This window comes from Enterobacter sp. ZOR0014, from assembly GCF_000798855.1.
Classification (GTDB): Bacteria; Pseudomonadota; Gammaproteobacteria; order Enterobacterales; family Enterobacteriaceae; genus Enterobacter; species Enterobacter kobei.
On sequence record NZ_JTLF01000277.1, the window covers coordinates 41,746 to 59,928 of the forward strand.

Annotated in this window: 20 protein-coding genes; 12 read left to right on the forward strand and 8 right to left on the reverse strand. The window is 54.1% G+C overall.

The window, feature by feature from the left end:
* Positions 1–84 precede the first annotated feature (84 nt).
* From L977_RS14640 to ycgZ, 3 genes are read right to left on the reverse strand one after another with little or no spacing between them, the layout of a single operon-like run.
* Positions 85–363 carry a biofilm/acid-resistance regulator YmgB/AriR gene (locus tag L977_RS14640; RefSeq protein WP_014883526.1) on the reverse strand — a complete coding sequence of 93 codons (279 nt, stop codon included), beginning with the start codon at positions 361–363 and terminating at the stop codon, positions 85–87.
* A 29-nt stretch (positions 364–392) separates the two neighbouring features.
* A complete protein-coding gene (locus L977_RS14645; RefSeq protein ID WP_032628871.1) occupies positions 393–713 on the reverse strand; it encodes a hypothetical protein in 321 nt (106 codons plus the stop codon).
* Between the two features lie 4 nt (positions 714–717).
* Complete coding sequence (gene ycgZ / locus L977_RS14650; RefSeq protein WP_008500634.1) at positions 718–957, reverse strand: regulatory protein YcgZ; 240 nt, start codon at positions 955–957, stop codon at positions 718–720.
* Positions 958–1,298: 341 nt separating this feature from the next.
* On the opposite strand from ycgZ, the gene L977_RS14655 reads away from it, so the two are divergent.
* From L977_RS14655 to ldtE, 9 genes are all read left to right on the forward strand, one after another.
* The gene (locus L977_RS14655; RefSeq protein WP_014883528.1) at positions 1,299–2,519 is read left to right on the forward strand and encodes a diguanylate phosphodiesterase; all 1,221 of its coding nucleotides are present in this window, start codon (positions 1,299–1,301) and stop codon (positions 2,517–2,519) included.
* A 188-nt stretch (positions 2,520–2,707) separates the two neighbouring features.
* Positions 2,708–3,436 (forward strand): MerR family transcriptional regulator, encoded by a 729-nt coding sequence (locus L977_RS14660; RefSeq protein ID WP_014883529.1) that lies wholly within the window; start codon positions 2,708–2,710, stop codon positions 3,434–3,436.
* A gap of 314 nt (positions 3,437–3,750) precedes the next feature.
* Entirely contained in the window at positions 3,751–4,119 is a 369-nt protein-coding gene (gene sufA, locus L977_RS14665; protein ID WP_008500631.1) for a Fe-S cluster assembly scaffold SufA, read from the forward strand.
* A gap of 8 nt (positions 4,120–4,127) precedes the next feature.
* Entirely contained in the window at positions 4,128–5,618 is a 1,491-nt protein-coding gene (sufB, locus tag L977_RS14670; RefSeq protein ID WP_014883530.1) for a Fe-S cluster assembly protein SufB, read from the forward strand.
* A 10-nt stretch (positions 5,619–5,628) separates the two neighbouring features.
* Positions 5,629–6,375 carry a Fe-S cluster assembly ATPase SufC gene (gene sufC / locus L977_RS14675; RefSeq protein WP_014883531.1) on the forward strand — a complete coding sequence of 249 codons (747 nt, stop codon included), beginning with the start codon at positions 5,629–5,631 and terminating at the stop codon, positions 6,373–6,375.
* Complete coding sequence (gene sufD, locus L977_RS14680) at positions 6,350–7,618, forward strand: Fe-S cluster assembly protein SufD (protein WP_047626054.1); 1,269 nt, start codon at positions 6,350–6,352, stop codon at positions 7,616–7,618. The genes sufC and sufD overlap by 26 nt, the downstream gene beginning before the upstream one ends.
* A complete protein-coding gene (gene sufS, locus L977_RS14685; RefSeq protein ID WP_045135082.1) occupies positions 7,615–8,835 on the forward strand; it encodes a cysteine desulfurase SufS in 1,221 nt (406 codons plus the stop codon). Before sufD ends, sufS begins: the two co-directional genes overlap by 4 nt.
* Positions 8,836–8,849: 14 nt before the next feature.
* Positions 8,850–9,266, forward strand: a complete 417-nt coding sequence (gene sufE, locus L977_RS14690; RefSeq protein WP_014883534.1) for a cysteine desulfuration protein SufE — start codon at positions 8,850–8,852, stop codon at positions 9,264–9,266.
* Between the two features lie 97 nt (positions 9,267–9,363).
* Positions 9,364–10,377, forward strand: a complete 1,014-nt coding sequence (gene ldtE / locus L977_RS14695) for a L,D-transpeptidase LdtE (RefSeq protein ID WP_014883535.1) — start codon at positions 9,364–9,366, stop codon at positions 10,375–10,377.
* Positions 10,378–10,439: 62 nt separating this feature from the next.
* Here ldtE and lpp read toward each other — a convergent pair whose 3' ends face one another.
* The 5 genes from lpp to L977_RS14715 all read right to left on the reverse strand — a co-directional run bounded on the left by lpp (position 10,440) and on the right by L977_RS14715 (position 15,302).
* Positions 10,440–10,676, reverse strand: a complete 237-nt coding sequence (gene lpp, locus L977_RS14700; protein WP_001082307.1) for a murein lipoprotein Lpp — start codon at positions 10,674–10,676, stop codon at positions 10,440–10,442.
* A gap of 309 nt (positions 10,677–10,985) precedes the next feature.
* Positions 10,986–12,398 carry a pyruvate kinase PykF gene (gene pykF / locus L977_RS14705; protein WP_014883536.1) on the reverse strand — a complete coding sequence of 471 codons (1,413 nt, stop codon included), beginning with the start codon at positions 12,396–12,398 and terminating at the stop codon, positions 10,986–10,988.
* Positions 12,399–12,405: 7 nt separating this feature from the next.
* On the reverse strand, positions 12,406–12,600 hold the full coding sequence (gene ynhH, locus L977_RS25285; protein WP_418251742.1) for a protein YnhH: 195 nt from the start codon (positions 12,598–12,600) through the stop codon (positions 12,406–12,408).
* Positions 12,601–12,775: 175 nt separating this feature from the next.
* Positions 12,776–13,921, reverse strand: a complete 1,146-nt coding sequence (locus L977_RS14710; protein ID WP_047626055.1) for a trans-sulfuration enzyme family protein — start codon at positions 13,919–13,921, stop codon at positions 12,776–12,778.
* A 10-nt stretch (positions 13,922–13,931) separates the two neighbouring features.
* Positions 13,932–15,302 carry a pyridoxal-phosphate dependent enzyme gene (locus L977_RS14715; RefSeq protein WP_047626056.1) on the reverse strand — a complete coding sequence of 457 codons (1,371 nt, stop codon included), beginning with the start codon at positions 15,300–15,302 and terminating at the stop codon, positions 13,932–13,934.
* Positions 15,303–15,702: 400 nt separating this feature from the next.
* Here L977_RS14715 and L977_RS14720 point away from each other — a divergent pair, with 400 nt between their 5' ends.
* The 3 genes from L977_RS14720 to L977_RS14730 all read left to right on the forward strand — a co-directional run.
* Positions 15,703–16,725, forward strand: a complete 1,023-nt coding sequence (locus L977_RS14720) for a methionine ABC transporter ATP-binding protein (protein WP_047626057.1) — start codon at positions 15,703–15,705, stop codon at positions 16,723–16,725.
* On the forward strand, positions 16,718–17,386 hold the full coding sequence (locus tag L977_RS14725) for a methionine ABC transporter permease (RefSeq protein ID WP_014883540.1): 669 nt from the start codon (positions 16,718–16,720) through the stop codon (positions 17,384–17,386). Before L977_RS14720 ends, L977_RS14725 begins: the two co-directional genes overlap by 8 nt.
* A 23-nt stretch (positions 17,387–17,409) precedes the next feature.
* Positions 17,410–18,183 (forward strand): MetQ/NlpA family ABC transporter substrate-binding protein (locus tag L977_RS14730; RefSeq protein WP_047626058.1); only part of this gene is annotated, 774 nt, incomplete at its 3' end.

Genomic DNA, 18,183 nt, shown 5'->3' on the forward strand with positions numbered 1-18,183 from the left:
TTTACAGGGTGTTATGAGGGCGGGGGCGTGTCATCGTCAAATGTTCGTCAGTTTTGACGATGACACGAGAGCAGCGGCTGGGAATTAAAGGTCGTCCATGGTGTAACCCACGACGATTTCAAGCGTCTTACGAATAACATCCGCCTGAACAACATCATGGGTGGCTTCCAGCGTCTGGATGAGCCACAGAATGATGGCTTTATTTGACAGATGGCCTTCGGAAGCCAGAACACAGCGTACTGCAGTAGAAAAAACAGCGGACTCTTCAGCAAAACGATCGCCTGCGTGACGGAAATACTCCGACAGCGCGCTTTCTAAAAAAGCAGAATGGTATTCGGGTTGAAGCTGAATATTTTGTCTCATTTGTTCTCACCGTAGCTGTTAAATTGCAGTCAATGTATTTTTTTGGGATCGGACGGTTTTCCATTTCCAAATAACGGCACTACATTGTCTCGGTTATCATTGAGAGGTCCCTCTCTTGTTATTCGTCCTTGCGCGGTTCTGCGACGTTTTAATGGGAAGCTGTTTGAGCCGATTTCGGCAATCACCTTCGCCAGTGTCTCCCGCCGCCGGGGATCCTTTTCATGTACTTTCATATCCCGCAGACGCTGTACAAGAGCCTCAGTGGTGATCGGGCCGTGCTCTTTCAACAGTGAAAGAACGGCTTCCCCAATCAACTGGTCAGTCAGCTTATCTGCGTCACTGCTATTCATAACCTTACCGTTCGAAGAGCAGACCAAGCAGCATGTGATAGTGCTCTTCCTCTTCAGGGCCATCGGCTTTTTCGAGGCGGCTTAACAGCTTGGTACAGAGCGATTTGCGATTAAGGTTTCGCCCGTCGCTCAGGATTTCAACCACAACTTGTCCCAGCGTTTCCTGTTGAGTGGGAAGCGCGGCTTTTTCGAAGTACTGTGCGATCGCTGCTGCGGAATCTGCGACGTAACCTTTCTGCTGCATGTTTCGCTCCTGTAAAATTTTGTAATCAGTAACGTTACATTTAAGGTATACACAATTTCCAAATCTGTACATAAAAAATGTACAGATTTTTAATAAAATCAGGATATATTTTATAAATTCTTTATTTTTCAATTTGTTGTGTGTTGTTCATGAAACGGTAATGTTACAGAATATATTGTACAAATTGACGAGCCACTGTTAAGTTGTACAGCGCCCCATAAATGCACCATTAACGGCCGTAAATGATTGAGATGTAAATTATTTGTCAGGCAATTAATGTGCTATAAAAAGAAGTCTCCCCACATGTTTTTGTGGTCAAACCTTAACCCCCCAGGACTCGCATGCTTACAACCATCATTTACCGCAGTCACATCTGCGAGGACGTGCCAGTGAAAGCGCTGGAAAATATGGTCGCTGCTGCAAATAGTAAAAACCGGCAATCCAGCGTCACGGGGATCTTGCTGTTCAACGGCACACATTTTTTTCAATTGCTTGAAGGGCCTGCGGAAAACGTAACGTCCATCTACGAACAGATCTGCTCTGATACGCGCCACCATAATGTGGTCGAGCTGATGCGCGATCACGGGCCTTCACGGCGTTTCGGTAAAGCGGGTATGGAACTCTTTGATTTGCGCCAGTACGACAGGGAAGAGGTGCTCCAGCAGGTGCTTGATAAAGGCACAACCCGCTACCAGTTGACCTACAACGACCGTGCGCTGCAGTTTTTCCGCACCTTTGTCGAGGCCACAGAGAAAGCCAACTATTTTGAGCTGCCGCCTGCGGATTCCTGGGATTTCGTCCCGGAAGAAACGCGCTTATCTGCGCAGCCTGAAGTCGTGGCAAAAGGGGCGGACTGTAGCTTTGCGTTTCAGCCTATCGTCGATCCTTTCATGCAGCAGGTTGTCTCCTGGGAAGCGCTTCTGCGCACTCCATCCGGTGACTCACCGGGAGCGTATTTCGCCAATCGCACGCGTGAAGAAGTGCATGCTTCTGATTTGCAAAGCAAACAGGTGGCTCTCTCCATGGCCAGCGCGCTGGGGTTACAGGATCAGACTTTATCCATCAACCTGCTGCCTATGACGCTGGTCAACGTGCCCAATGCCGTGGACTTTCTGCTCACCGCTATTGATGCAAATGGCTTTGTGCCGGAGCAAATTGTGGTGGAGTTTACCGAAAGTGAAGCCATTTCCCGTTTCGATGAGTTTACGCATTCGGTCAGACAGCTAAAAAGTGCGGGTATCAGCGTAACCATCGATCACTTCGGTGCCGGTTTTGCCGGGTTGCAGCTCCTGGCGCAATTCCAGCCGGACAGAATTAAGATTAATCGCGATCTGGTCGCGAACGTGCATAAAAGTGGCCCACGCCAGGCCATTATTCAGGCGATAATCAAATGCTGTGCCTCACTGGAAATACAGTTTTGCGCGGTGGGCGTGGAGAAGGCGGAAGAGTGGATGTGGCTGGAGTCTGCGGGCATTTCTCAGTTCCAGGGGCATCTTTTTGCCAGCCCCCGACACGGCGGTATCCCGGCTATCGCATGGCCAGAGAAAAAATACGATTTCTGACGAAGCTGTACAAAAACCTGCAGACTTGACTGTACGACAGGCAAAATTTGTACAACAATGTAGTAACAGCTGGATGGCCTTGCAGGCCATTCACCCGTGCAAAATGAGGTCTGAATTCTACAAATGGGTTGTACAATCTGATAAGGTTGGTGTAGTTAGGTATGGAAGTTCTGAGCGTGAGGGAGTTAATGGCCTATTACAGTATCGGCGAAGTGGCCGAACGATGCGGTATCAACCCCGTTACGCTGCGTGCCTGGCAGCGCCGTTATGGATTGTTGAAGCCGCAGCGCAGCGAAGGGGGTCATCGTCAGTTTGACGACGAAGATATCCTGCGTATCGAAGAGATCAAGCGCCTGATGAAAAGCGGCGTTTCGGTCGGAAAAGTAAAATCCTTGCTGGAAAATAAGGAAGTGATGACTCAGGGTAACTGGGCTTCTTTCCAGGAAGAGATGATGACCGTTCTGCGTTACGCCAGCCCGGCAAAGCTGCGCGCCAAAATCGGTGAATTCCGCCGCGATCACGCGATGGATGCGCTGATCGATAACATCATTTCACCCGTCCGTCAGCGAATGAATCAGGATCAAAACACCGTACGCCATATGGCGAGTCTGTTTGACGGTGTCCTGATTGAATTTGCGATTGCAAGCCTCGCGGAATCGCGCAAGAAAGCGGGTAAAGACGCACTGCTGATTGGCTGGGAATGCGATGACCGTACACATCTTTGGCTTGAAGCCGCGCGTTTAGCCCAGAAAGGCTGGCATATTGACGTGCTGGCGGAACCCATTGATTCGCCGCGTCCTGAACTGTTCCCCGGGCAAAAAATCTTCGTCTGGACGGGAACATCGCCAACGCCCCGTCAACAGGAACAGCTCGATCACTGGCGTGAGCAGGGATTTAGCGTTTCATTTCACCACTGATTATCTGAGGCCTTGCGGCCTTTTTTTTGTTTTTTCTCCTTTCCAGAGCAAAAGCTATCTTAAAAATAGGCATTTCCGATGCATATTTTACGTCCCCGTTTTGCGCTTTCTCGCTGATTAAATAAGCCATTATTTTTCAAAGTATTGAACAATTACATCCATCTCGCCCGCATCTTCAGACAGGGTCTATGCTTAATAAAAGTAGACAAAAAGGGCGGTTTAGCCGAATGCCCCTGCTGACAGAGGGTTGAAGTGATAATCGTTATCACTAACATGGTGTTATGCCCTGATGGCTAATCAGATGAGGTGGACCTATGGAACTGCATTCAGAAACCTTCAATCCTGCCGATTTTGCCTGGCGCGGTTTGACGCTCACGCCTGCGGCGGCAGCGCATATCCACGAGCTGGTGGCGAAAAAGCCCGAGATCCTCGGCGTACGTTTAGGCGTTAAGCAGACCGGCTGCGCGGGCTTTGGCTACGTGCTGGATACTGTCACCGAACCCGAAAAAGATGATCTGGTCTTTGAAACCGACGGTGCGAAGCTGTACGTCGCGCTGCAGGCCATGCCGTTTATCGACGGCACGGAAGTGGATTACGTACGGGAAGGTTTAAACCAGTTATTCAAATTTCATAACCCGAAAGCCCAGAACGAATGCGGCTGCGGCGAAAGCTTTGGGGTATAGGCGGTACTATGTCTCGTAATACTGAAGCAACGAGTGATGTAAATACCTGGAGCGGCGGGCACCTTAATTATAAAGAAGGGTTCTTCACGCAGCTGCAGACCGATGAGCTGGCGAAAGGCATCAACGAAGATGTCGTGCGCGCCATCTCGGCCAAACGCAACGAACCCGAGTGGATGCTGGAGTTCCGCCTGAGCGCTTACCGTGCCTGGCTGGAGATGGAAGAACCGCACTGGCTGAAAGCCCATTATGACAAGCTGAATTATCAGGATTACAGCTACTACTCTGCGCCATCCTGCGGTAGCTGCGATGATACGTGCGCTTCGCAGCCCGGTGCAGTACAGCAGACCGGTGCGGAGAACAGCTTCCTCAGTAAAGAGGTGGAAGAGGCGTTCAATCAGCTCGGCGTCCCCGTGCGCGAGGGGAAAGAGGTCGCCGTAGACGCTATTTTTGACTCCGTTTCGGTGGCGACTACCTATCGTGAAAAGCTGGCGGAGCAGGGGATTATTTTCTGCTCCTTTGGCGAAGCGATTCATGACCATCCTGAGCTGGTGAAAAAGTACATCGGCACCGTGGTACCGAGTAACGATAATTTCTTCGCCGCGCTCAACGCGGCGGTGGCGTCGGACGGGACCTTTATCTACGTGCCGAAAGGCGTGCGCTGTCCGATGGAGCTCTCCACCTATTTCCGCATTAACGCCGAAAAAACCGGACAGTTCGAACGCACTATTCTGGTGGCGGATGAAGGCAGCTACGTCAGCTATATCGAAGGGTGCTCCGCCCCGGTACGCGACAGCTATCAGCTGCACGCGGCGGTCGTTGAAGTCATTATTCACAAAGACGCTGAGGTCAAATACTCAACGGTGCAGAACTGGTTCCCCGGCGACGGCAATACCGGTGGGATCCTGAACTTCGTCACCAAGCGTGCGCTGTGTGAAGGTGAAAACAGCAAAATGTCGTGGACGCAGTCGGAAACCGGCTCAGCCATTACCTGGAAGTACCCGAGCTGTATTCTGCGCGGGGATAACTCCATCGGTGAGTTTTATTCTGTGGCGCTGACCAGCGGACATCAGCAGGCCGATACCGGCACCAAGATGATCCACATCGGTAAAAACACCAAATCAACCATCATCTCGAAAGGGATCTCCGCCGGGCACAGCCAGAACAGCTATCGCGGGCTGGTGAAAATCATGCCAACGGCGACCAACGCCCGTAACTTCACCCAGTGTGACTCGATGCTTATCGGGGCCGACTGCGGAGCGCATACCTTCCCGTACGTCGAGTGCCGTAATAATTCAGCACAGCTGGAGCATGAGGCGACGACGTCGCGTATTGGGGAAGATCAGCTCTTCTACTGCCTGCAGCGCGGGATCAGTGAAGAAGATGCCATTTCGATGATTGTGAACGGCTTCTGTAAGGACGTGTTCTCTGAACTGCCGCTGGAATTCGCCGTTGAAGCACAAAAACTCCTCGCCATCAGTCTTGAACACAGCGTCGGTTAAGGGAAAGCACATGTTACGTATTAAAGATTTACAGGTTAGCGTGGAAGATAAAGCGATCCTGCGTGGCCTCAATTTTGACGTCAAGCCGGGTGAAGTTCACGCCATCATGGGGCCTAACGGCTCCGGGAAAAGTACGCTTTCAGCGACGCTGGCGGGACGTGAAGATTACGAAGTGACGCACGGCTCGGTCGAATTTAACGGTAAAGATCTGCTGGAGATGTCGCCGGAAGATCGCGCGGGTGAAGGTATCTTCATGGCCTTCCAGTATCCGGTCGAAATTCCGGGCGTCAGCAACCAGTTCTTCCTTCAGACGGCGCTGAATGCGGTGCGCAAGTACCGCGGACTGGAGGCCCTGGATCGCTTCGACTTCCAGGATCTGATGGAAGAGAAGATCAAACTGCTGAAAATGCCGGAAGACCTGCTGACCCGTTCGGTCAACGTTGGTTTTTCCGGTGGCGAGAAAAAGCGTAACGATATTCTGCAGATGGCGGTGCTGGAGCCACAGCTGTGCATTCTGGATGAGACCGACTCCGGTCTGGATATCGACGCCCTGAAGATTGTCGCTGACGGGGTGAACTCCCTGCGTGACGGCAAGCGTTCGTTCATTATCGTCACTCACTACCAGCGTATTCTCGACTACATCAAGCCGGATTACGTCCACGTGCTTTACCAGGGACGCATTGTGAAATCCGGTGATTTCACGCTGGTTAAACAACTGGAGGAGCAGGGTTATGGCTGGCTTACCGAACAGCAGTAATGCACTCCAGCAGTGGCACCGGCTGTTCGAGGCGCAGGGGAATCGCTCTGAGCTGGCGCAGCAGCACCTGCAGCAGATGCTGCGCCTCGGCCTGCCGACGCGTAAACATGAAAACTGGAAATATACCCCGCTAGATGGCCTGCTGAGCGGCGAGTTTGTGGCGCGTCCGGCGGCGATCGGTCCGGAGCGACGAGATGCCCTGGCGTTGACCGTGGATGCGGTACGGCTGGTCTTTGTCGACGGCGTTTATCACCCTGAACTGAGCGATAACACCCGGGAGAGCGGTTACGGGATTGTGATTAACGACGAACGCCAGAGTCTGGGCGCCCCGGTTCAGCCGGAGGTTTTCCTGCATTTGACCGAGAGCCTCGCCCGCAGCGTGACGCATATCCAGGTTAAGCGTAACCAGCGTCCGGCCAGGCCGTTGCTTCTGATGCATATCACCCAGGGCGTAGAGGGCGATGAAATCAACACCGCCCACTATCGCCACCATCTTGAACTGGCCGAAGGGGCCGACGCGACGGTGATTGAGCATTACGTGAGTCTTAATGACACCCGCCACTTTACCGGGTCGCGTCTGACGATGAACGTTGCCGCCAATGCGCAGCTCCACCACATTAAGCTGGCGTTTGAGAACCCCCAGAGCCACCACTTCGCGCATAACGATATCCTGCTGGGACCGGATGCCGCGGCGTACAGCCATAGCTTCCTGCTCGGCGGTGCGGTGCTGCGCCATAACACCAGTACCCAGCTTAACGGTGAAAATACCACGCTGCGTATCAACAGCCTGGCGATGCCGGTCAAATCAGAAGTGTGCGATACGCGCACGTGGCTTGAGCACAACAAAGGTTACTGCAACAGCCGCCAGCTGCACAAAACCATCGTCAGCGATAAAGGACGCGCGGTATTTAATGGTCTGATTAACGTCGCGCAACACGCCATCAAGACTGACGGGCAGATGACCAACAACAATCTCCTGCTGGGACGCCTGGCGGAGGTCGACACGAAGCCGCAGCTGGAGATTTACGCCGACGACGTAAAATGCAGCCACGGCGCCACGGTCGGGCGGATCGACGACGAACAGATGTTCTACCTGCGTTCCCGCGGTATCGACCAGCAGGCGGCGCAGAAAATGATTATCTATGCCTTTGCGGCGGAGCTTACGGAAGCGCTGCATGATGGCGTACTGAAGCAGCAGGTGTTGGCCCGTATTGGTCAGCGTCTGCCCGGAGGCGAAGCATGAGTTTTCCCGTAGAGAAAGTACGGGCAGATTTCCCGGTTCTGACCCGTGAAGTGAACGGTCTGCCGCTGGCTTATCTCGACAGCGCGGCCAGCGCGCAGAAACCGAATCAGGTGGTGGATGCGGAAGCCGAGTTCTACCGCCACGGTTATGCAGCGGTACATCGGGGTATTCATACCCTGAGCGCGGAAGCCACCCAGCGCATGGAGAACGTGCGCACGCAGGTGGCTGCCTTCCTCAATGCGCGCTCGCCGGAAGAGCTGGTGTTTGTGCGCGGCACCACCGAGGGGATTAACCTCGTCGCCAACAGTTGGGGTAACGCTCAGGTGCATGCCGGGGATAACATCATCATTACCCAGATGGAGCACCACGCCAATATCGTACCGTGGCAAATGCTGTGTGAGCGCGTTGGCGCGCAATTACGCGTCATCCCGTTGAACCTCGACGGAACGTTACAGCTTGAGCAGCTTGACGCCTTGCTGGACGATAAAACGCGGCTCGTGGCGGTCACCCAGGTCTCTAACGTTCTGGGTACTGAAAACCCGGTTGCGGAGATTGTCGATAAGGCCCATCAGGCCGGGGCGAAAGTGCTGATTGACGGTGCACAGGCGGTAATGCACCACGCGGTGGATGTCCAGGCGCTGGACTGCGACTTCTACGTGTTCTCTGGACACAAGCTTTATGGCCCAACCGGTATCGGCGTGCTGTATGTGAAAGAGGACATCCTGCAGGCGATGCCGCCGTGGGAGGGGGGCGGGTCAATGATAGCTACCGTTAGCCTCTCGGAAGGGACCACCTACGCCCGTGCGCCGTGGCGTTTTGAGGCGGGCACGCCCAACACCGGTGGTATCATCGGGCTGGGGGCGGCGGTGTCTTACGTTTCCGGAATTGGTCTTGATGCCATTCACGAGTACGAACAGCTGCTGATGCATTACGCGCTGCAGGAGCTGGCCAGCGTGCCGGACCTGACCTTGTACGGGCCGGCTGACCGACAGGGTGTGATTGCCTTTAATCTGGGACAACACCACGCCTATGACGTGGGCAGCTTCCTCGACAATTACGGCGTGGCCGTGCGCACCGGGCACCACTGCGCCATGCCGCTCATGGCCTTTTACCAGGTTCCGGCAATGTGCCGCGCATCGCTGGTGATGTATAACACAATGGAAGAGGTCGACAGGCTGGTGGCGGGGCTAAAACGCATTCACCAGTTGCTGGGCTGACAAAGAGGCGAACGATGGCAGAACTGCCGGATAAAGAGAAATTGCTGCGCAACTTTGGGCGTTGCGCAAACTGGGAAGAGAAATACCTCTACATCATTGAGCTGGGGCAGCGTCTGCCGCCGCTTAGTGAAGAGGCGCATACCCCGGAGAACAGTATTCAGGGCTGTCAAAGCCAGGTGTGGATTGTGATGGCGCAGTCTGACGATGGCACGATAACCCTGCAGGGTGACAGCGATGCGGCAATAGTAAAAGGGCTGATTGCGGTGGTCTTTATTCTTTATCACCAGATGTCAGCGCAGGATATTGTCGCCTTCGATGTCCGCCCGTGGTTTGAAAAAATGGCCCTCACCCAACACCTCACCCCGTCTCGTTCCCAGGGACTGGAAGCGATGATTCGCGCCATTCGCGCCAAAGCGGCAATCCTTAGCTAGACTTACAGAACAGCATTCATTCTGTTTCGCGAGGTGGTTCCCGCCTCGCTGGTTTTTCAGCTTTCTGGCATTCTGCCAGTGAATAAGGAATCTCAGCATGAAGCGCGCGTCTCTCATAACTCTATTACTCCTCAGTTCGCTCGGTGCACTTAATTCGGCCCGCGCGATGGACTATCCGTTGCCGCCCGCAGGCAGTCGCCTGATTGGGCAAAATCAAACCTACACCATACAGGAAGGGGATAATAAGCTGCAGACCATCGCCCGCCGGTTTAATACCGCAGCGCAGGTGATCCTCGAAACGAACAATACGATTGCGCCGGTAAACCCTGCACCGGGAACCGTTATCACGATCCCGTCGCAGATGCTGCTACCCGACACGCCGCGCGAGGGCATTGTTGTGAACCTCGCTGAGCTGCGGCTTTACTATTTCCCGCCGGGAGAGAACATTGTCCAGGTTTTCCCACTTGGCATCGGGCAACTGGGGCTGGAAACACCGGTGAGCACGACCCGCGTCAGTCAAAAAATCCCGAACCCAACCTGGACGCCGACGGCCGGTATCAGAGCCCGTTCGCTGGCGCAGGGAATTAAACTGCCTCCTGTGGTTCCCGCAGGGCCAAATAACCCGCTGGGACGCTATGCCCTGCGTTTGGGTATTGGTAATGGGGAATATCTTATCCACGGAACCAGTGCGCCAGACAGCGTTGGCTTGCGCGTCAGTTCCGGCTGTATGCGAATGAACGCCCCGGATATTAAAGCCCTGTTCGAACAGGTACGGGTTGGTACTCGGGTACAAATCATCAATGAGCCAGTGAAATTCGCGGTCGAGCCGGATGGTAAACGCTATATTGAGGTCCATCGTCCGCTGGCGCAGGTGGAAGGTGAAAACCCACAGATTTCGCCCATTACGCACTCTGCCGACTTTGCGACCTTTGTTTCACAGTCCGGAAGCGATAAGGCGCTGATCGATAAAGCCCTGGCGCGCCGTGCGGGGATCCCGGTTGTGGTTTCTGCGGGAAGCGGCCCGTCGGCCAGTAACAGCGTATTGTCAGTGCAGAACAGTCGTGTGTCCGCGGCGGTAGCGGAAGAGGCAGGGGAGAAGATGACGCAGTAGAGCCGTTTGACGCAGGCAAAAAAAATGGCGCACAATGTGCGCCATTTTATTAACAGGTACTATTACTTACGGTATTTAGTAGCCTGGTTGTCCAGACGCTGGTTAGCGCGAGCTGCGTCATCTTTAGCAGCCTGAACGTCGGAACGCATTGCGTTCACGTCGTTGCTCAGCTGGTCAACTTTAGCGTTCAGAGTCTGAACGTCAGAAGACAGCTGATCGATTTTAGCGTTGCTGGAGCAACCAGCCAGCAGAGTAGAACCCAGGATTACCGCGCCCAGTACCAGTTTAGTACGATTCATTATTAATACCCTCTAGATTGAGTTAATCTCCATGTAGCGTTACAAGTATTACACAAAGTTTTTTGGGTTGAGAATATTTTTTTGATGGGAATACGCCTATTTTTGATCGTTCGCTCAAAGAAGCATCGAATCGGCCCTTTTTGAGTAAAAAGCTATGTAAAAAAAGGCATTTTTCATCGGATTCATCTTAGATAATTCGCAATTAAATAGAAAAACCCGATTTGCTTTTTGAATGAGTTTGGCTAATGACTGGAATAAAAAAAGCGCCCATTGGGCGCTTTTTATCAAAATTAATTCGTTCGTGAATTATTACAGCACGTGAACGGATGCAGTATTGGTCGTTCCGCTTGGTACCAGCGCACCAGAAACCATAACCACAACGTCGCCTTTCTGTGCCAGACCGCTTTCCAGAGCCATGGCTTTACCCTGAATGTAGAAATCGTCAGTAGAGGCAATCTCTTTAACCAGGTGTGCAACGACGCCTTTGCTCAGCACCAGCTGACGCGCGGTGGTTTCGTTGGTGGTCAGGGCCAGGATAGTGGCATCCGGGAAGTATTTACGCACTGCACGCGCAGATTTACCGCCCTGGGTCGCAACCACAATCAGTGGCGCTTCCAGTTTCTCAGCAGTTTCTACCGCACCGCGGCAAACGGCTTCGGTGATGCGCAGCTTGCGGCTGTCGTTATTGAAGTCCAGACGGCTGGTCATCACGCGGTCAGTACGTTCACAGATGGTCGCCATAATGCCAACCGCTTCCAGAGGATATTTCCCTTTTGCGGATTCGCCGGACAGCATAACAGCATCGGTACCGTCGAGGATGGCGTTAGCCACGTCGCCTGCTTCAGCGCGGGTTGGGCGTGGGTTTTTGATCATAGAGTCCAGCATCTGCGTAGCGGTAATAACCACTTTACGCGCGCGAACACATTTTTCGATCATCATCTTCTGCGCGAAGATCACTTCTTCAACCGGGATTTCAACGCCCAGGTCGCCACGTGCAACCATGATGCCGTCAGACGCTTCGAGGATTTCGTCGAAGTTGTTCAGGCCTTCCTGGTTTTCGATTTTGGAGATGATCTGGATCTTCTCGCCGCCGTGCGCTTTCAGGTGCTCACGAATTTCGACCACGTCAGAACGCTTACGGATGAAGGACGCTGCAACGAAGTCAACGCCTTGTTCGCAGCCGAAGATCAGGTCTTGCTTGTCTTTTTCAGCCAGTGCTGGCAGCGCGATAGAAACGCCCGGCAGGTTAACGCCTTTGTTTTCGCCCAGGTCGCCGTTGTTCAGCACTTTACAGATAACCTTGTTACCTTCAATCGCGGTCACTTCCATACCGATCAGACCATCGTCGACCAGGACGGTGTTACCGACGGACAGATCGCTGGTGAAGCCTTCATAGGTGACCGCAACGATTTCGCTGTTCCCCACAACGGATTTGTCCGTGGTGAAGGTGAACGTCTGGCCTGCTTTCAGAGAGACGTCGTTGCCGCCTTCCAGCTTGATGGTACGGATTTCCGGACCTTTGGTGTCGAGCAGGATAGCCGCTTTTTTACCGGTTTTGCTCATCACGTTGCGCAAGTTCTGGATACGCTGACCGTGTTCTGCATAGTCACCGTGAGAGAAGTTCAGACGCATCACGTTCATGCCGGCGTCCAGCATTTTGCTCAGCATCTCTTCGGATTCGGTTTTCGGGCCGATAGTACAAACAATTTTCGTCTTTTTCATGACAGTCTTAGTCTTTAAGTTGGGAAGGATATGGAAATCTCGCTCCGGGGGCGCACCGCCGCAGAGTCAAACCTGTGTTGCAAAAGAGTATATGACACGCACTAAGGATAGGAGACATCAAATGAGCGTGCAGAAGAAAGTGTGCCTGAGTGACAGCCCAACGAAGGAGAGGAGAAGTTGTACGTTGTTTTTTGTATTCCAAGCGCTGAAACCATTCACCAGGGATTTGGCGCGCATTATACGCTGATTTTAAGATAAAAGGAAAATGGAAACGGTGTTTCAGAAATAATCAATGCCGTTTTACATAATATTGTTATCAACGCGTTAAGCCATGATGACAACTTATCGCGGCAGGTGATTAACCTGCCGCATTTTGCTTATTTTTGCAGCGCCTGACTGAGGTCAGCGATCAGGTCCCTGGCATCTTCAATCCCCACCGACAGGCGAATCAGCTGTGGCACAATACCGTTTGCCAGCCGTTGCGCCAGCGGAATCGAGGCGTGCGTCATGCTGTAAGGCTGGCTCACCAGACTCTCTACGCCGCCAAGGCTTTCCGCAAGGGTGAACAACGTCAGGTTGCGAATCACCTCTGTGGCGCGTTGCGCATCACCTTTCACCACGACAGAAATCATCCCGCCGGGCAGCGCCATCTGCGTGCGGGCAAGCTGATATTGCGGGTGCGACTCCAGTCCGGGATAAAAGACCCGTTCAACCAGCGGATGCTGTTCCAGCCATTGCGCAATCGCCAGCGCGTTGCTGCTGTGTCTCTCTATGCGGAGCGAAAGGGTACGAATACCGCGCAGGGTCAGGAAGCTGCTAAACGGGTCCAGTACGCCGCCAACCGCGTTCTGCAGGTAGCCAAGCCTGTCCGCCAGCGCCGGATTATCACCCACCACTGCCAGCCCGGCCACCACGTCAGAGTGGCCGTTAAGGTATTTGGTTGCTGAGTGCACCACGATGTCGAAACCCGACGCCAGCGGACGGTGAATGACCGGCGATGCGAAGGTGTTATCCGCCACGCTGATAACGTTATGACGACGGGCGATGTCAGCGATAGCCGCTAAATCCGCCAGCTTCAGCAGCGGATTGGTGGGTGTTTCAACCCAGATCATGCGGGTGTCCGGGCGAATAGCCGCCTCAAGCCCGGCTAAATCGTCCGGCTTAACCCAGCTGACCTGCAGACCGGTGCTGCGTTTGCGGACATTTTGAATCAGGCGATATGTGCCGCCGTAGACGTCATCAATGGCGACGATATGGCTGTCTTTATCCAGCAGTTCAAGCACGGTGGAGATGGCGGCGAGGCCGGATGCAAAGGCGTAGCCGCGCGTTCCGCCTTCCAGTTCGGCGATGGCGGTTTCGAGCGCATGGCGCGTCGGATTGCCGCTGCGGGAATACTCATAGCCGGTATGCTCCCCGGGAGAGGGTTGCGCAAACGTCGAGGTGGCGTAAATCGGCGGCATAACGGCGCCATGCTGATCATTGAACGCGCCGCTGTGGACGCTCAGGGTTGCCAGGTTTTTCATCATCTGTTCCTTATGGCTGAAGACGGTTGCGCCACGCGGTCAGCACGTCGCTGCGCGTAATCAAACCGAGAAAACGGTCGTTGTCATTAATGACGGCCACCAGACCGCGGTCGAAGATGGCGTGCAGGGCGCTTTCCGGGGCGCGTTTATCGAGAAATTCCACCTGACGCGTCATGGCCTCTGTCACGGGAAGGGCGAAGCGGTCAGCTTCACCGCCGATATGCCGCAACAGATCCCACTCGTCGATAATGCCGACGACCCGACCGTTTTCCAGTACCGGCAGTTGGGATATGTCGTACAGGCGCATGCGTGCCAGAACGGTGGAGAGCGTGTCATCCGGGGCGGCGGTGACGGTAGCGCCTTCATCGTGGCGCAGGGCAATGTAATCAGAGAGATCGCCTGCCTGAGGGCGCGTGATGAGCCCCTGTTGGCGCATCCAGTCGTCGTTGAACATCTTCGAGAGATATTTATTGCCGCTGTCGCAGGCGAAGGTCACCACGCGTTTCGGCGTGGCTTGCGCCTGGCAATATTTCAGCGCCGCCGCCAGCAGGGTACCGCTGGAGGAGCCCGCCAGAATGCCTTCCGTTTTCAGCAGTTCACGCGCGGTGGCAAACGCTTCGCGGTCGGTAATGCGCCAGGCGCGGTTCACGCCTTCAATGTGGGCCAGCGGCGGAATAAAGTCTTCGCCAATGCCCTCAACCAGCCAGGCGCCCGCATCGTGGTAGCGACCGGTCTCGACCTGATCGGCGAGCACAGACCCGGCCGGGTCGGCCAGCACAAACTCCGTATGTGGAGAATGCTCGGCAAACCACGCCTGCAGGCCGCCCAGCGTGCCGCCTGAGCCGACGCCGACCACGATGGCGTCAATTCTGCCGTCAAGCTGCTCATACAGTTCCGGTGCCGTGGTAGTGCGATGTGCCAGCGGGTTAGCGTCGTTATTGAACTGGTCGATATAAAACGCGCCCGGCAGTTCATCGGCCAGGCGCTGGGCGTAATCCTGGTAATAGGCCGGATGCCCCTTATTGACGTCGGAACGGGTCAGTATCACCTGGGCACCCAGCGCGCGCAGGTGGAAAATCTTCTCGCGGCTCATTTTGTCCGGCACCACCAGGATAAGCGTATAGCCTTTCTGGGCGGCGATCAGCGCCAGCCCGAGGCCGGTATTCCCCGCCGTTGCTTCAATAATCGTGCCACCCGGCCGTAGCTTGCCGGTACGCTCCGCGTCGTTAATCATCGACAACGCCACGCGATCTTTAATGGAGCCGCCGGGGTTTTGGTTCTCCAGCTTCAGAAACAGCGAGCAGGGACCGGTATCAAGCTTGTGCAGCTGGATCAGCGGTGTCCGGCCAATCAGTTCGGTGACGGAGTGGTAAATCGTCATGATGTTTTCCTTTCTGGGTGTCATGACGGGATGATAGGGCGGAGAAATTTTCGCAATAAAGAACACTTCACTGCTTTTTATAACAGACGGGAATATCAGTGCTGTTTTTGGATGTCAGGACAGCAAGACGTAAAGTTGTCTGGAAGTGAGGATGGCTATCTCGGCATAAAATGCTGCAATAATGACCGTTTTCTTCGCATATCAGTCAAGCGTTATGCGTCTGGCAGATAATCATTGCTGAAATCAATCTAAATACTTCCCGCCGTGTAGCGTCGTTGTTTATTACTGAAAGTTATAACACATGCTTTTTTGTTCATTTAAAAACTGATAACGCCTGTTTACTATCGTTTGGACATCCATACTTCTAAACCGCCATTGGCGGATCGGATAATGAATTAGAATGATTGTACTCAGAAATATTTCGAAGGTTTTTGACAACGGTAAGGTGGCGCTCACAGCCGTTGATAACGTCAATTTGACGATTGAGCAGGGACAGGTTTACGGCATTATCGGCTACAGCGGCGCCGGGAAAAGCACGCTGATTCGTCTGCTGAATGGTCTGGAGAAACCCAGCGCTGGCAGCGTCACGATTAACGGGCAGGACATCTCCGCCGCAAAAGGTGAAGCCCTGCGTCAGGCACGCCTGAAAATCAGTATGGTGTTCCAGCACTTCAACCTGCTGTGGTCGCGCACGGTAAGTGAGAATATCGCGTTCTCCATGCAGATCGCCGGTGTGCCAAAAGCCAGAATCAAGGCTCGCGTGGCGGAACTGGTGGCGCTGGTGGGGCTGAAAGGGCGTGAGAATGCCTACCCGTCACAGCTAAGCGGCGGACAAAAACAGCGCGTGGGGATTGCGCGCGCGCTGGCCAATAACCCGGACGTTTTGCTGTGTGATGAAGCCACGTCCGCACTCGACCCGCAGACCACCGATCAGATCCTCGATCTGCTGCTGGATATCAACCGTCGTTTCAAGCTGACCATCGTGCTGATCACCCACGAAATGCATGTGGTGCGCAAGATCTGCGACCGCGTGGCGGTGATGGAAAACGGTAAGGTAGTGGAAGAGGGGGATGTGCTGAGTGTATTCACCCATCCGCAGCAGCCGATTACGCAGCAGTTTGTCCGCCAGGTAAGTCAGTACGCCGAGGAAGAAACCTTCAATACCGAACTGGCAAACGATCTGGAAGGCACGGTCATCCGTCTGACCTTTACCGGCCACAGCACGCACAAGCCGGTCGTGGGTGAGCTGACCCTGCGCTACGGTCTGCCGTTTAATATCCTGCACGGGAAAATGACGCAAACCGCCCACGGCGTTTTCGGCCAGCTCTGGGTCCACGTCGTGGCATCTGATGAACAACTGAACAATATCCTCGCCGACCTGAAGCACAGCGATATTGAAGGCGAGGTCATTAAACATGGCTGAGAATCTCTTCCCGCACCTCAAATGGGATCAGCTCTGGGCGGCGACGCAGGAGACGCTGTACATGACCGCGCTTTCCGGGGTGGCGACCTTTGTGCTGGGGATCGTGCTGGGCCTGGCGCTGTTCTTAACCGCGCGCGGCGGGCTGTTTCAAAACCGCACGGTCTACAGCGTAATTTCGATTGTGGTAAACGTGTTTCGCTCAATACCGTTCATCATTCTGATCGTCCTGTTGATCCCGTTCACCAAGACCATCGTCGGTACCATTCTTGGTGCCAACGCGGCGCTGCCGGCCCTGATTGTGGGGGCCGCGCCGTTCTACGCACGCCTGGTGGAGATTGCCCTGCGCGAAGTGGACAAAGGGGTAATCGAAGCAACGCGCTCAATGGGCGCACGACTGAGCACGCTCGTGTTTCGGGTTTTACTGCCGGAATCATCACCTGCACTGGTATCAGGGATAACGGTAACGCTGATTGCGCTGGTGAGTTACAGCGCCATGGCGGGGGTGATTGGCGCCGGCGGTTTGGGAAATCTGGCTTATCTGGAAGGATTCCAGCGCAACCATGGTGACGTCACGCTGGTGGCAACGGTGACCATTCTAATCATCGTTTTCATTATCCAGTTCTGCGGCGACGCTATGACTTCTCTGTTAGATAAACGCTAATAAATACACACAGGAACCACATCATGAAAAAAACACTGACACTGATCGCCGCAGCCACCCTGAGCGCCCTGAGCTTCGCCTCCTGGGCGGATACGCTGACTGTGGGCGCATCCAACACCCCGCACGCCGAAATTCTGGAGCAGGCAAAGCCGATTCTGGCTAAGCAGGGGATTGACCTGGAGATTAAACCGTTCCAGGACTACATTCTGCCCAACACCGCGCTGGCGGGTCATGACATTGACGCCAACTATTTCCAGCATATTCCTTACCTGAACAGCGTGCTGAAAGATCACGCGGGCGATAAGGATTACGATTTTGTCAGTGCGGGTGCTATCCACATTGAGCCAATCGGTATCTACTCCAAAAAGTACAAGTCGCTGAAGGACCTGCCGGAAGGCGGTAAGATCATTATGCGTGATGCCGTTTCCGAAGAAGGCCGTATTCTCTCCATCTTTGAAAAAGAGGGCGTGATCAAGCTGAAGCCCGGCATCGATAAAGTGACGGCGCGTATCAGCGACATCGTTGAGAACCCGAAGAAGCTGCAGTTCACGCCTAACGTCGAAGCCTCTCTGCTGCCGCAGATGTACAACAACGATGAAGGCGCTGCGGTCGTGATTAACGCCAACTATGCGATTGACGCCGGTCTGGACCCGGTGCACGACCCGATTGCGGTAGAGAGCGGTGAAAATAACCCGTACGCCAACATCATTACCGTGCATCGCGGTGACGAGAAGAAGAAGGACATCGTCGCACTGGTGAACGTGCTGCACTCCAAAGAGATTCAGGACTGGATGTTC